The sequence below is a fragment of the Occallatibacter sp. genome (assembly GCF_035317045.1).
Taxonomy (GTDB): Bacteria; Acidobacteriota; Terriglobia; order Terriglobales; family Acidobacteriaceae; genus Telmatobacter.
On sequence record NZ_DATHHT010000039.1, the window covers coordinates 75,669 to 89,515 of the forward strand.

The 13,847-nt window shown below is 60.1% G+C and carries 11 protein-coding genes; 7 read left to right on the forward strand and 4 right to left on the reverse strand.

The genetic code is table 11. The annotated features are described in order from the left end of the window. Positions 1-44 precede the first annotated feature (44 nt). From frr to VK574_RS18740, 3 genes are read left to right on the forward strand one after another with little or no spacing between them, the layout of a single operon-like run. Complete coding sequence (frr, locus tag VK574_RS18730; protein ID WP_472801398.1) at positions 45-629, forward strand: ribosome recycling factor; 585 nt, start codon at positions 45-47, stop codon at positions 627-629. Continuing rightward, entirely contained in the window at positions 630-2,180 is a 1,551-nt protein-coding gene (locus VK574_RS18735) for a hypothetical protein (RefSeq protein ID WP_472801399.1), read from the forward strand. It begins immediately after the preceding gene. A 50-nt stretch (positions 2,181-2,230) separates the two neighbouring features. Continuing rightward, complete coding sequence (locus tag VK574_RS18740; protein WP_472801400.1) at positions 2,231-2,770, forward strand: DinB family protein; 540 nt, start codon at positions 2,231-2,233, stop codon at positions 2,768-2,770. A gap of 68 nt (positions 2,771-2,838) precedes the next feature. On the opposite strand, the gene gcvT is transcribed toward VK574_RS18740, so the two are convergent. Beyond that, positions 2,839-3,993 (reverse strand): glycine cleavage system aminomethyltransferase GcvT, encoded by a 1,155-nt coding sequence (gene gcvT / locus VK574_RS18745; RefSeq protein WP_472801401.1) that lies wholly within the window; start codon positions 3,991-3,993, stop codon positions 2,839-2,841. A 118-nt stretch (positions 3,994-4,111) separates the two neighbouring features. Between gcvT and VK574_RS18750 the strand changes: the two genes are divergently transcribed. From VK574_RS18750 to VK574_RS18760, 3 genes are all read left to right on the forward strand, one after another. Further along, positions 4,112-4,693 carry a CDP-alcohol phosphatidyltransferase family protein gene (locus VK574_RS18750; protein WP_472801402.1) on the forward strand — a complete coding sequence of 194 codons (582 nt, stop codon included), beginning with the start codon at positions 4,112-4,114 and terminating at the stop codon, positions 4,691-4,693. A 27-nt stretch (positions 4,694-4,720) separates the two neighbouring features. After that, positions 4,721-4,891 carry a hypothetical protein gene (locus VK574_RS18755; protein ID WP_472801403.1) on the forward strand — a complete coding sequence of 57 codons (171 nt, stop codon included), beginning with the start codon at positions 4,721-4,723 and terminating at the stop codon, positions 4,889-4,891. Positions 4,892-4,957: 66 nt separating this feature from the next. Next, a complete protein-coding gene (locus tag VK574_RS18760) occupies positions 4,958-8,950 on the forward strand; it encodes a DUF2339 domain-containing protein (RefSeq protein ID WP_472801404.1) in 3,993 nt (1,330 codons plus the stop codon). 121 nt (positions 8,951-9,071) lie between these two features. Here the strand turns inward: VK574_RS18760 and VK574_RS18765 are convergent, their stop codons facing one another. After that, the gene (locus tag VK574_RS18765; protein WP_472801405.1) at positions 9,072-9,506 is read right to left on the reverse strand and encodes a hypothetical protein; all 435 of its coding nucleotides are present in this window, start codon (positions 9,504-9,506) and stop codon (positions 9,072-9,074) included. 196 nt (positions 9,507-9,702) lie between these two features. On the opposite strand from VK574_RS18765, the gene VK574_RS18770 reads away from it, so the two are divergent. Further along, a complete protein-coding gene (locus VK574_RS18770; RefSeq protein WP_472801406.1) occupies positions 9,703-10,017 on the forward strand; it encodes a hypothetical protein in 315 nt (104 codons plus the stop codon). A 138-nt stretch (positions 10,018-10,155) separates the two neighbouring features. Here VK574_RS18770 and VK574_RS18775 read toward each other — a convergent pair whose 3' ends face one another. Then, positions 10,156-11,253 (reverse strand): Rieske 2Fe-2S domain-containing protein, encoded by a 1,098-nt coding sequence (locus tag VK574_RS18775; protein WP_472801407.1) that lies wholly within the window; start codon positions 11,251-11,253, stop codon positions 10,156-10,158. 547 nt (positions 11,254-11,800) lie between these two features. Further along, on the reverse strand, positions 11,801-13,708 hold the full coding sequence (locus VK574_RS18780; RefSeq protein WP_472801408.1) for a winged helix-turn-helix domain-containing tetratricopeptide repeat protein: 1,908 nt from the start codon (positions 13,706-13,708) through the stop codon (positions 11,801-11,803). Positions 13,709-13,847: the final 139 nt, after the last annotated feature.

Below are 13,847 nucleotides of genomic sequence, written 5' to 3' on the forward strand. Positions count from 1 at the left end.
GGTTGTAGAATAGCCGTTGGCAATTGCTTTGCGAGGAACAGACGATGGCATCGTTTATGGATGGCAATCCAGCACTTAAAGGACTCTCCGGCGATCTGAAGCGGCGCATGGATGCGGCAGTGGCAACGTTTCAGGCCAGTCTTGCTTCTACCCGCACCGGCCGAGCCAGCGCGCATATGCTCGATCAGATCAAGGTGGATTATTACGGCACGATGACGCCGATCAACCAGATGGCGCAGGTGTCCGCACCCGAGCCGCAGTCGATTCTGATCCAGCCGTGGGATCCGTCGATCCTCAAAGAGATCGAGAAAGCCATCCAGGCTTCCGACCTCGGCTTCAATCCCCTCTCCGACGGCAAGATCATTCGCGTGCCCGTGCCTCCCATGACCGAAGAGCGGCGCCGCGATGTGGTGAAGCATCTGAACAAGGTTCTCGAGGAGCACCGCACCGCGGTTCGCAATGTGCGCCGCGACGGCAACGACGCGCTGAAGAAACTCGCCAAGGAAAAGAAGATCAGCGAAGACGAGGAGAAGCGCGCCCTTGAAGAAGTCCAGAAGATGACCGACGAGGAGATCCGCCGCATGGAAGAACTTTCGCGCAGGAAAGAAGCCGACGTGATGCAGGTCTGAGTGGACCAGGATCAGCACGCGTCCGGGCAGAAGAGGCCGCTGCCGCCATGGCTGGGCACGCTCGTGATCGTTGCCATCGATGCCGCGCTGATGGCCTCAACGAACTCCTGCTTTACGATGCTGGACGATGAGAGCAACAGCATCGCGATTGCAGGCCGTCCTGTCGCGCATGCGTTGCGCCCGTTTCTGTTTCGCGACGGGAATCGCGAACTCCACCCGCCTGAGACTGAAATTATCTGGCATCTCTGGCTGCTGGTCACGCATTATTCCTTCGCGCTGCTGCGGCTACCAGCCAATTTCCTTTTCATCGGCGCAGCCTTCTTCGCGGCCAAAAGTGCTGAAAAGCTTGCGGGAAGAAACGCGTATTGGACGACGCTCCTAGTTGGGTTCGCATGGCCGTTTGCGTTTCAGTATGGACGCATCGCCGGCTGGTACGCACTTTCCACTTTCCTGCTTGCACTCGTCACCTGGATTTATTTGCAGATTGTCGAGGACCGAGCCGGGTGGTGGGGCCTGTTCGCCGCGGCATGTGTGTTCTTTGTCTGGTCAAACTATTTCGGGTTCGTATTCCTGGCTTTGCTGATGGCCGATCTCGTCGTCTTCCATCGCGCTGTTGCGTCGAGGCGGCTGGGGCCGCTTGCAATCACGATGGTGGTGGTTGCGGCTTCGTTTCTGCCGCTGTTACGGGTAGCTTTCACCGATGTCGGCGAATACGTGGCATATTCAGGAACCGCCATCAGCCTCAGGCATGAGATTGCCGCGATCGGATATCCCGCATTTGCGATTTTCGGCTCGGCTGCGGTCGCTCCGTGGTTTCTGCCCTTGAGCCTTCCTATCCTGATTGCTACGGCCACGCTGGCGATAGCGATTGTGCGCAGTGCCGCTCGGCGCTGGCTGGTATATGTGGTTTGCGGAATGTTGGCTATGGAGATGGCCCGCGTATATAACATCAAGCGCGTCCTCATCTTTCTGCCATGGATATTTCTTGCGATTGGAATGACGGTGGCTCGCGGCGTCTCCCGAAGTCCGTGGCTTGCACGCGGTGCGGTCTTTGTCATGATTCTGGCGGGATGGATCGGTATCCTGTCGGGGAATCACTACGCGACGACGAACCTTCATGAGCCGTGGGACAAGGTGGCAGGCGTAGTCGCTGCAGATGCGCGGCACGGATCAACAATCGTCAGCGAGAATGCTCCGTTCTTTCTTTACCTGGACTATCAGCTCGATCTTCAATCCATGATGCAATCTGCAGACGGTAGCGATCTTGGAGAAGGCTTTTATCGTGCGCACGGCTCCACGATCCTCGATCCGAACAGCGCGGAGAAACAGCCAAATCCGCTGCGCGGCAAGATCGTACTGGTCAACGGCGCGGGAATGCTCGAGGATGTTGAAGCGATGAATGCTCTGAAAGAAGCTCTTGGCCGTCGTTGTTCGATTCTCGGCGAATACCGTGCCGCGCCCGATCCGGCTTTTGCATGGAAGCGGCGCTTCACAACGGACGTTCCCCTTTTGCCCTATCGCACCGACGTGACCTGGTTCGACTGCAATTGAAGTTTTGCGACGCATTGAGAACACAGAGATCCAACAAGGGAGGCGTCAGGATGAATCACGATCTCGGAAATACCGTTGCCTTGCTTGCGCGTACGCCGGCTGCTCTGGATGGGTTGCTGCGTGGGCTGCCGGAAGCCTGGACCCATCGCAATGAAGGCGAGGGGACATTTACGGCCGTCGATGTCATCGGCCACCTCATCTACGCTGATCGCGTCGATTGGATGCCGAGGGCGAGCTTGATCCTCGAGCACGGTGAGAACAAACCGTTCGAGCCATTCGATCGCTGGGGACATGTGGAGGAGTGCAGAGGCCGAACCCTGCCGCAATTGCTCGACGAATTCGCGCGGGTGCGAGCCGGATGCCTTGACGACTTGTGCGCGCTCAACCTGACACCGTCGCAGCTGGAGTTGCACGGACGCCACCCGTCGCTGGGCTCGGTCACGCTTTCGGAATTGCTGGCCACGTGGGCAGCGCACGACCTGACGCATCTGCACCAGGTATCGAGGATCATGGCGTACCAGTACCGCGAGGAAGTCGGACCGTTCGGGGCATTTCTCGGTGTGCTGAAGTGCGAGGGCCACAGCGGATAAAGAAGTTAAAGTTCCGAGTTCTTAGTTCAGAGCGACTTCAACACCGAACATGAACTGGCGCGCAGCGTCTACTTCTTCGGCCGCTTGTAGAACGGGATCGGAACCTGCTTTGCTCGCACTGAATTCGCGCGGCACTGGACTATGACATCGGTTCCGCTGGCTGCAACACTGGCAGGGACCAGCGCCATGGCGATGTTGGTCTTGAGAAACGGCGCGGGCGAGCCTGAGGTGACAACGCCAATTTGCTTGCCTTCGAGATCGTGGATCGTGTACCCATCGCGCCCTATGCCGCGATCGACCATTTCGAGGCCAATGACTTTGCGTTTGGGGCCGCCGCTGGCGACCACGGCGAGCAACGCATCGCGGCCGATGAATTCGCCCTTATCCAGCTTGAGAAAGCGATCGAGGCCTGCCTCAAGCGCATTGATCTCCTCTGAAATCTCGTGGCCGTAGAGGCTCATGCCGGCTTCGAGGCGCAGCGTATTTCGGGCGCCCAGCCCGCAGGGGCGGATACCGAATTCTTCTCCTGCCTCCATCAGCGCGTTCCACATCTTTACCGTCGTGGCTTCGTCTGACGGGATGTACACTTCGAAGCCGTCTTCGCCGCTGTAGCCAGTGCGCGCGATCAGCACGTTGTGAACGCCGGCCACCTGTCCAAACGCGAACCAGTAGTTCCTGATCGCCGCGAGGTCGACCTTGGTCAGCTTCAGCAGCGTCTCAAGCGAGCGCGGCCCCTGCAACGCGAGCTGCGAATAGTAGCTTGAGTAGTCCGTGATATGAATTCCCGCCCAGCCACCCACCTGCTGGCGAATCCACGCGTAATCCTTGTCTTTGGTTCCGGCATTCACCACCAGCAGGTAATCGTTCTCGCTGAGTCGATGCACGAGAATGTCGTCGACAAACGTACCCTGTGGCGTGAGCAGCGCGGAGTAGTGTGCCTGTCCATCCTTGAGGCGGGCAACATCGTTCATAGTGATGTGTTGCACCGCGGCCAATGAACCCGGGCCGCGGAACTGGATCTCGCCCATGTGGCTCACGTCGAATATCCCTACGCCCGTGCGCACCGCCACGTGCTCGGCGATCAGCCCGCCGCCGGGGCCTGGATATTCGACCGGCATATCCCAGCCGCCGAAATCGACCATCTTGGCTTTGAGCGCGCGGTGCGTGGCGTTAAGGGCGGTCTTTTTCAACGCGGGGACGACGGTCAACTCTGGAGTAGTCATTCAAAAATTCCTCTCACAACCATGCTGTACCCTACCAACGATAGGGATTGGGCGGCCAGAGGGTCAAACCCGGCACGCCGCATCGACTTTGCTTTGGCGAAAATCCATTCCGTGGTCCATGGTGCTGAGCCGCGCGCTCCTGGGCGTGGCCATCCCCCTTGCGGCTGCGCGCCTGCGCGCTCCAGAGGCATGGCTGGGAGCGATGATCGCGGCGGGTTTTCTTTCCGATATTTACGACGGTGTTCTCGCGCGCCGCTGGGGAACTGCAACCGCGGCACTGCGCATTGCAGACTCGGCTGCCGACACGGTCTTTTATGTGGGCGTGCTGGTTGCCGTGGTTGAGCGCCATTGGCCGGTCATTCACGCGCGGCTTTGGCTGCTGGCTCTGCTACTCGGGCTCGAGGCTGCGCGGATCGTTTTTGATTGGGTGAAATTCGGCCGGATGGCCAGCTACCACTCCTATGCGTCCAAGGCCTGGAGCGCTCTGCTGGCCCTGGCGACCATCGCGCTGCTTTGTTTCAACCGCGGTTTCTGGCTCTCCACGGTAGCGATCGCCTGGGGCATTCTGTGCGATCTGGAGGGCCTTGCCATGTCGGCGCTGCTGCCCAAGTGGACGCATGACGTGAAGAATCTGCGCCGGGCACTGAGGATCCGCCGCAAGATGCTGGTGCAGCCTCAGCCGGTTGCAAATTCAAGGTGAACGCTTGAGCTATGTGAGGAGAACCAGGTGAATCCAGTGCGTGGAATTCTGATGATTGTGGCTTCAGCATTCGCTTTCTGGCGTGGCTGGCAGATTCACCACGGCCGTTATGCATGGATGGCCTACGGGCTCGGCGTTCTGGCCCTGGCGCTGTCGGCGTGGCACTTCGTTCACGGCCGCCGCGATCGTTCCTTGTGAGTGACAAGGCGCACAACGCAGCGCTTGTCCTTCGAAATCCTCGTATAATTCCCGCCAATTAACTTTATGGACTATTTCCTGATCATTGTTCTTGGGATCGTTGTCATTTCGGTCTGGAACAGCAGCCGCGACGCCAATGCACGCATGCGCGACGCGGTCGATCGGCTGGAGCGCGAACTTGATTTTCTGCGTTCGCAGCTGGCGGCGCTGGTGAGGGCGAACGCGAAGAGCGGTGAGGCGGCTGAACAAACTGCAACCGCGAAACCAGCAAGCGCAGAAGCGGCCCCCAAGGCGCCAACTCCGGTCGCAGCCCAGGCCGCGCACAGCGCCACGCCTTCGATCGCAGCGTTTACGCCCGTAGCCGCAGCCAAACCCGTTGAGCCGGTGGTTCCGGCCGCCGCGCCTCCTGCAGCAAGTCCGCAACCGACTGCTCCGATGCCGGCTGCGGCCGCACCATCGGGTCCAAAGCCGCCTGTTGCTCAGGCTCAGCCGCCGGCTGTTCAGGCGATGCCAACGGCGACTCCGGAACGCCCGACCCCGAATCAAGCGGAAGCTCAAATTCCGCCCGCAAAACCCCCGGAGCCGGCGAGACAAACACCCGCAACATCCGCGCCGCCCGTCCATGCGGCGGCCTTTCAAACGGCACCGGCTGCAGCAGCCAAGGAGCCCGCACAGGCGGCGACACAGCCCTTCTCGCTCGAACAAACGCTCGGTGCAAACTGGCTGAACAAAATCGGCATTGCCATACTGGTCATCGGCCTCGCTTTCTTCCTTGCTTACAAGCTGCAGACCTGGGGACCGGGAGGCAAGGTGCTCTGCGGATTCGCTGTCAGCCTTGCCCTGCTCGGCGGAGGCGTGTGGCTTGAGCGCAAGCCGGCCTACCGAATTTTCGCGCGCGGAGGCATCGGCGGCGGATGGGCGCTGGCCTACTTCACCACCTTCGCCATGTACCACCTGCAGGCTGCGCGCATCGTCGACTCGCTGCCCTTCGACCTTGTGCTGATGATGCTGGTGGCGGCGGGGATGGTGGGCCATTCCCTGCGATACAAATCGCAGACCGTGACCGCGCTTGCGTTCCTGCTGGGCTTCGGCACGCTGCTCACGAGCCATGTGGAGGAGCCGAACCAGACCGTCGTCTTCTCGCTCGCTGCGAGTGCGATTCTGGCAATTGCTCTTGTCGTCGTCACGACCATCCGACATTGGGCCGTTCTGGAGTTGTGCGGCCTGATCGCGGTTTATGGGAGTCACTTCGTCTGGCTCACCAAAGTGCTCCCCGACAACCACACCGACTTCGCCGAGTTCTGGCCATCGACGGCGCTCATTCTGCTTTACTGGCTGATCTTCCGGCTGGCCTACGTGCTGCGTACGCCGCTCGACAAGCGGGAGGAAAACCTGTCGAGTGTCTCGGCGATAGTGAATTCCGGCGGCGTGCTGGGCCTCTTGAAATTTCAATCGGCGCATCCCGAGTGGGCGTTCTGGGCGCTGGTCGCTCTAGGCGCTTTCGAGATGGGTCTGGCCTGGTGGGCGAAGGAGAAGCGACGCCAGGCGTTTGTGGTGCTCTCCACCATCGCGGTCGTCCTGCTGGTCTCGTCTGTGCCGTTCCGATTTCACGGCGTGAGCTGGCCCGTGATGTGGCTGGTGCAGGCGCAGGTGCTGGCCATCGCCGGGTTGCGGCTGGGCGAACCCGTCTTTCGTCGCCTCGGCCTGCTCACTGGCGTAATAACGGGCGGCGTTCTGGCGCTGCACGATGTAATGCCGCTGGCAATCGAGCGCGTAATGGCAGGCGACACAAGCCGGCATTGGTCGCTGACCGCTGGACTGGCGCTGGCCGCGATTCTCTATTGGACGCATGCCGAGGTCTATCCGCGACGTTGGCCAGAGATTGCCGCGAACGCCCTTGAGAGCCTGGCGCTGAAGCTCTCAAGCTGGCTGGCGCTGGGTGCAGCTGCAACATGTTTGTGGGTCGTGCTGCCTGAGCGCTGGCTGCCACTCGGCTGGCTGGTGCTGTTTCTCGTTCTTGTATTTGCTGGACATCGCTGGCGCGCGAACATGCCGCTGGTGGAGGGCGACGCGCTGGCGCTCGGAGCGGCTGTACTGTTGGTCTTCGATCACGTGTTGCCGCTGGCATATTTCCGGCTCAGCAACGCGGACCTGGGTCATCATCCGGCCGATACAACGGTGCTCGCTTTTGCTGCGCTTGCGTATTGGTTGCGGGGCGAGGTGTTTCCCCGCATGCTGCCGCAGTTTGACGAGCCAGGATCGCCGACGAAGACACTGGCGGGATGGCATGCCTTTATCCTGCCCTGCGCAAGCTGGCTGGGGCTCGGCGCGGCAACCGCGGCTCTGTGGGCGTGGATGCCCGATCAATGGCTGCCGCTCGCATGGATCGCGCTGGCTCTCGTCCTCGTTGTCCTGGGACATCGCTTCAGGGCCATCATGCCGCCGCTCGAGGGCGACATGCTTGCTCTGCTGAGTGCGGGAGTTCTCGTCTTACATCACGTTCTGCCGCTGGTATTCCTGCGCTTTGGGACTGCGGACACGAACAGCCATCCAGCGCTGACGGCTGTATTGAGTCTCGCCGCGCTTGCATTCTGGTCGCGTGCAGAGTTGTTGCCCCGCTTTCTGCCGAAGTTAAATGCCGTATCAAATTGGGATCCCGCTGCGTGGGAAGCCGTGATGCTTCCGCTGGCCAGCTGCATCGGAACTGCGTCGGCGGCTGCGGCGCTGTGGGTAGCGTTGCCATCCGCGTGGGTCGCGGTCGGATGGCTCGCGCTGGTGTTGGTACTCGGCTTTGCCGCGGACTGGATCGCGAGCGGCGCCCTGGCACTGCAGACGGATGCGTTGGCCGTTGCCTCGCTTCTCGGTCTCTCTGGTTGGAATCTCTGGCACGGCGACTGGAGTCATCGCACGCCGCTTTTGATTGGGGTGGCGCTGCTCTATTGCGGAATGAGACGGAAGACCGGCGTGCGCAACTATGTGCCGGCTGCGTACTCCTGGGCTGCGACGGTTTTTCTACCTTTCCTCGTCATCGACATTTTCAAGCCGATATGGGTCGCGCCAATTCTCGTGGCGCTTACGCTGGCTCTCTTCGAGACAGGCCGTTTCACACGCAAGGGATTCCTTCGGTGGCAGAGATACGCGCTGTTCGCAGTAGCGATCTCAAGGCTCGGTACAGATAATCTCCTGGCCACTGGCGCTGATTCTTCCAGACACTTTGCCGATCACTTCAGCCTCATCAATTCCTGCCTGCTCGAAGTGTTGATACTAGCGACGGGCGGTTACTGGCTTTACGAGCGCACACGCAACACCGATCGATGCTCACGACGGGACCACGTTGTCGGGCTTATCGCAGATTTGCTTGGCACGACATCAATCGCGCTGTGGTTTCTGTTTCAATTTCCGTCCTACTGGGTGCCGGTGCCGAACGGTGCCGCGTGGGTAACGGCCATCTGGGCGGCGATGGCCACTGTGCTGATGGCAGTGGCATGGGTGATGCGGCGACACACGTTTCTGGTGCAGGCGATCGCGCTGGCGATGGTCGCAGTGCTGCGTGGCTTGCTCTTCGACCTCTTCGCCGAAGCGCATGGCGATTTCTGGCACGGGATTCTCTTTCATCTCTCGGTGGCCGCGCTGGTGCTGGTGGCCGCGCTGCCGTTCGCGTTCAAACTGCGCGGTCCAGAATTCTGGGCAGGCGCTTCGATCAGTCTTCCAGAGCCCTTTGTGGCGGTCTTGAGCAAGCCCGAGCATTGGTTCTTCTTCGCGCCTTTTGGAGTGATGGTGGTGGCGCTGGCAGTGAAGCTCAGCTCAGGCCACATCACAATTGCGTGGAGCCTGCTTGGGCTGGGGACATTTCTGTTTGCGCTGGTTGTCGGCGAGCGCAGCTTTCGACTTGCGGGTCTGGGGCTGCTGCTCGTGAGTGTGGCAAAGATCCTGCTGATGGATGTTTGGGCCTTGGCACCGCCGGACCGGTACGTCACACTGATCGTTTTGGGGACTGCGCTGCTCGCGGTGTCGTTCCTTTACACGCGGTTCAGTGAGAAGATTCGCAAATATCTGTAAAATCGATCGTCCTTGACGCGCGCAGGTGTTTGGCAGATGGTGAAGATCTCCGAATTACCCTTAGGGCAGCAAAAGGAATTCCGCAACATTCTCGCTTAGGCGATTCCGCAGAAATGATTTGTCAACGCCGTCGCCCTGCACGCCAGAAGCTGCTTAAGCCGAGATACAGAAACACTACGATGATCACCGCGGCGGCGAGGAAAGTCCGGTGATCCGGCCCTTGCTGCCAGCTCGTTCTCGTTCTCCATAAGACCGGTGTGAAGACCAGCACCGGGAGGAGAAAAAACACTCCGGTAACTTCGAGCCAGATTTTGCCACCGACGCTGCGGAAGGGCTTGAAGAACCCGCCGAGTCCACGCGCAATTCCACGCGTGCCTTGACCCGCGACGCGTGCCTGGCCGGCGACGCGTCCATCACTGGTCGCGCTTGTTGCAGCGCTGGCCTGTTGAGCTGCGCGGGCGCCCTGCACTGGCTCGCCCATGATGGCTCGACCGGCAACACGGCCAGCCACGCGCAGTCCCACGCCCAGCACTCGTCCGACGGATTCAGGTCTCACTTCGTTACCACCCCTGCAACCAGGACCCGTTGCCGGGGACCCCGGATATGATGGTAGCAGCGGCGGACCTGCAGGCGACCTGTTCGCATGCAACATGGGTGCCATTTGCCGGATGGCCGTTAGAGAAGTAAGGTATAGAAATCAATCGCCGCTCCCTGCGCAATTATCCGCGCTGGCCGCAGCCGGAGGTAAACCCTTGACATCACGCCTGCGCGAACTGATTCAGCAACTGGGAGAAGCAATCCACGAGTCCGTTATTGAAAGCGAACAGATCGCCGGCGTCGTCCAGGACATCCGCAAGCATGGGTTTGACGTGCTCTTGATGCTTGAAGCCACAATTGGCCTTAACGAGGTATCCAAAGAGACCGAGGAAGCTGACGCTGCCGCGGAAGCCGCCGGTGGCACCTTCACGAAAAACGATGTGAACTTCCTGCGTTCGCTGCGCATCTCCATCGAAGGCGAAGACAACGACGAACTGACCCAGGGCGAAGACGAGACCCAGGCGGGCTGAGTCGCCTGGGTTCGTTCAACTGCTCCCAAAAATCTTTCAGGGGCTAAAGCCCACACTTATTCGCGGTCTTGCGGCACGGCTGAAGCCCTGCCCTGATACAAAGCAGAAGTGCTGAGTGGCTTTTGTATACACGGATACTTAGCTGCGCCAGTGGAGTTCAACCGGGGCCTCAAGCGGATGCTTGCCGGTGCCGTCGAGGCGCGCCTGCTTCAAGGCGAAGTACCACTTGGCGGGTTTGTCGGCGTCGTCGATGAGCATGAGGCTGGGGTTGTGTTTCAAGCCTTCGGCCTGCTGGATCATTGTCTCCTGATCTTGACGAACGAATTTCGCTCCGAAGAATTTAGCGATCGGCGTGAGGAACGGGATGTAGTAGAAGACGTTCCATGCAGCGATGACGTCGATGCGGCAAGTTGACGCGGTCACCGGCGTCACGGTCGTCAGCGAGGAGAACCACTTGTCGCCGCAGCGGATGATTTCAGTGCGGCGATTAGGCAGTACGAAGTCGATGGTGGTTTCAATGGGCTGGCCGTAGACGCCGAGGAGTTTGTAGGGCGCGGAGTTGCCGCTCGGGGCATGGGCGCTCATGCGAAAACCTTCGGGAATCGGCTCGAAGCGCTTGGTCTTTTCGCGAATGCTGGCGCGCGAACGCCACCACCACGCCTGATGAACGAAGGGGCCATGGGCCGGGTCCATCAAGCCGATGATGCCGTGGTCCACATTGCAGGGCAGGTCGGCGGCGAGGTGGGCAGTGCGGAAGCGTGTGCCGAACTTGACGAGTTCCGGAACAGGACGGGGCTGCACGCCGATCGAACGCTTTCCGCTTCCCAGGCCGGGCACGAAAACCCAGGCGTGTCCGTCGCGCTCTTCGCAGGGAAACGCTGTGGCGTAAATGCGAGTCGCGTCGAGGTGGTCGTGGCTGGAGAGCGACGGGATCAGCTCGCAGCGGCCGCTGCATGGCTCAAATTCCCAGCCGTGATAGCGGCAGGTTACGCGGCTGCCGTCAAACCAGCCTTCGCTGAGAGGGATTCCCCGATGGGGACAGCTATCGCGCATCGCGAAGACGCGGCCATCGGTGCGTCGGCCAAGCACAAGCGGGAAGCCCAGCAGCATCGCCTTGGCCAACTTGCCCTTGCGGAGCGTGTCGGTGCGCAGGGCCGGGTACCAGTCGTCGTAGAGGAGAGTGGCGCTGGGACCTTGTATGGGCGCTCCTGCTTCGGTTGTGGTGACCAGGGGCATGTGGCTCAAAGGATAGCAGTTTGGAAGAACACTAAGAGTGCGCGAGGCTGAATTGATCCAGGCTACCGAGGAAGAGGACTGTATCGGGGCATACCCCTATTATCCCGTCTCCCAGCTCAAAGACCTTCTTTTGACGGGCTTACAAGGGCACGCGCGGCCACACTATTCTAATGAATAGACTTAGCTGTAGAGTCCTCTGCCGGAAGGGCTTCGGACGGTGAGGAAGGGCAAGAAGGCTGCCCCCAAAACCCCGAGCAACATTCCAAAGAGGCTCTGTGAATTTCTCATAGTCCTATTGTGCGCCGGACGCTTGAAATTATCTGCAAACCTCGAGGAAGTTTTTTCGTTGTGGAATGTGCGAGTTAGAGGGTTTGTGTTGTTGACAGGGGTTGACTGATTTTGCAGGGTCCGAGAAACCGGATTGAAAAACTCTGCCATTAGGCCGGCAGGAGTCCCGCGCTTCGCAAACACGTCTGAGCGGGGAGATGCAGCGCTGTAACGATGCAGCGGAGAGATGCAGGAGAGGTAGTAGAGATAGACGGGCCGATCAGTGTGGCAGGTTCATCCGTTTAAGAAGATCGCTATATTGGCCGTCGGATCGGATACTGTCCAGAGCCGGGTCCACCATCATCCAGTTCGACTCCCAGCACTTCTGGTCGATTGCCGCATTGATTCGCGAGAAAGCAAGATCCGGTTTTCCGAGGCGGATGTAATTGACTCCAATATCGTAGGGAACGCACGGCTCGTTCTGACGGGCCAGCAGAATCTTCATTCGAGCTTCCCAGTAGGCCTTCCACCCATCGCGCTTGTAGATTGCAAGTATGCCGCTGGCTTTGGCATCCGATGTTTCCATCCCAACCTCGAATGCGTCCGATTCCACCGCCTTATCCCGCATCCCTTTCATCTCGTAGATCCTGCTTGCCCATCCAGCGACGAAGTTCCGTTTGCCGGGCTCCATCTCCAGGGCTTGCTGCAGATGTATGAGGGCTTCATCGTAGTGTCGCGCAAAGAAGAGCGTCGATCCGAGGTGCCGGTTTATGATGAACGAGCCCGGTTCAATCTCCAAGGCTCTCCGCATGTGTGTAACCGCCTCTTCAGGACGGTTCACGGCGTCGAGGTAAACCGCAAAATTCAGTTCGGCGTCAGAGCTATTTGGGCTGAGCGCAATTCCTCGCTTCAGATTCTCTTCCGCGTCCGACCAGCTCCATTCAAAGATGGCCTGGGTAAGGCCGAGTGCCGAATATGCCTCCCCGTTGTCGGGATCGAGTTCAATCGCCCGTCGTGCGGCCGCATCGCTTCTGGTCATCGCATCCTGCGGTCGGATGGTGCCGAAGACACCTTCGATTTGCACAGCGGCGGCAAGACCGGAGTAGGCCTGGGACAATGAAGGATCGATGGAAGTGGCCTGCTGAAAGTAGGCGGAGCTTTTTTCTGGTTCGCGTTTTTGGAGAAAATAGCGGCCGCGCAGGTAGGCGTCATGGGCCTCGGGACTTACCGCGTGGGTAGTTGCCGGCATAGCGACGTCGCTGTGGAGCCGGCGGGCGATGGCCTGTGCGGCTTCGCTGGGCAGCGCGGCAACGTCGTTTGTGCTGCGGTCATAGCTCTCGGCCCAGAGGTGAGCGTCCGTGTCGGCGCGGATGAGCTGGAGGGTCATGTGGACCTGTCCGTTGGCGCGGGAGACGGAGCCTTCGAGGATGGCGTCGACGTTGAGGGCGCGAGCGATTTCGGGCAATGGGCGATGGGCAGCCTTGTACTGCATGGCAGACGTTCGGGAGACAATGCGCAGGGTGGAGTTTTTGGCGAGCATGGTAGTCAGCTCGTCGGTCATGCCGTCGGCGAAGTATTCCTGATTGGGATCGCCGGAGAGGTTGTCGAGGGGAATGACTGCTAGCGAGGTGATGGGCGGGTTCGGGTCCCGATGCAGAAGGTCTGCGATCTTTCTCGGGCCGATAGCCATCACGATAAACAGAACGGTAAGCGCGACGAAGCGGGCAATGACAGCAACTTGAACGGCGAGCGGTTTCTTCGGGGATTCGTGGAGCGGCGGCGTGGGAGCTTCGGGTGCTGTGATGCCGTCTGCAGGAGCAGGTTCGAGGGTGGGCACCGCAGGGGAATCCGTGGCTGGCTCTGCGATGGAGACTGTGGGCGCGATGAAGCGGTAGCCCATGCCGGTGACGGTCTGGATGAATTGAGGATCTTCGGAGTCGTCGCGGAGAAGGTGGCGGAGCTTGCGGATGGCGGTGTTGATGCCGTGCTCGGTGTCGACGAAGACTTCGCTGGACCAGAGGTGCTGGGCGATTTCGGTGCGGGAGACAAGCTGTCCCTGGCGCGAGGCGAGGAGGATGAGTAGCTCCATCGGCTTGCGTTCTACGCGGAGGGCGCGGCCGTTGCGGAGCAGCTCAAAGCGGCTGCAGTCGAGCTGGAAATCAGCGAATTGGTAAGTCGGACCGCGCACGGGGCCCCCTCCGCGTCCGAGATCAAGATTGTCGGAATCCAAGGATAGCGCGTACGGTGCTGGATTTTAAGCAGATATTGCTTCACCAAACCTTTACCAGACGCTTTACCACCGCTTCATTGCCTGTGCGACGCAGATC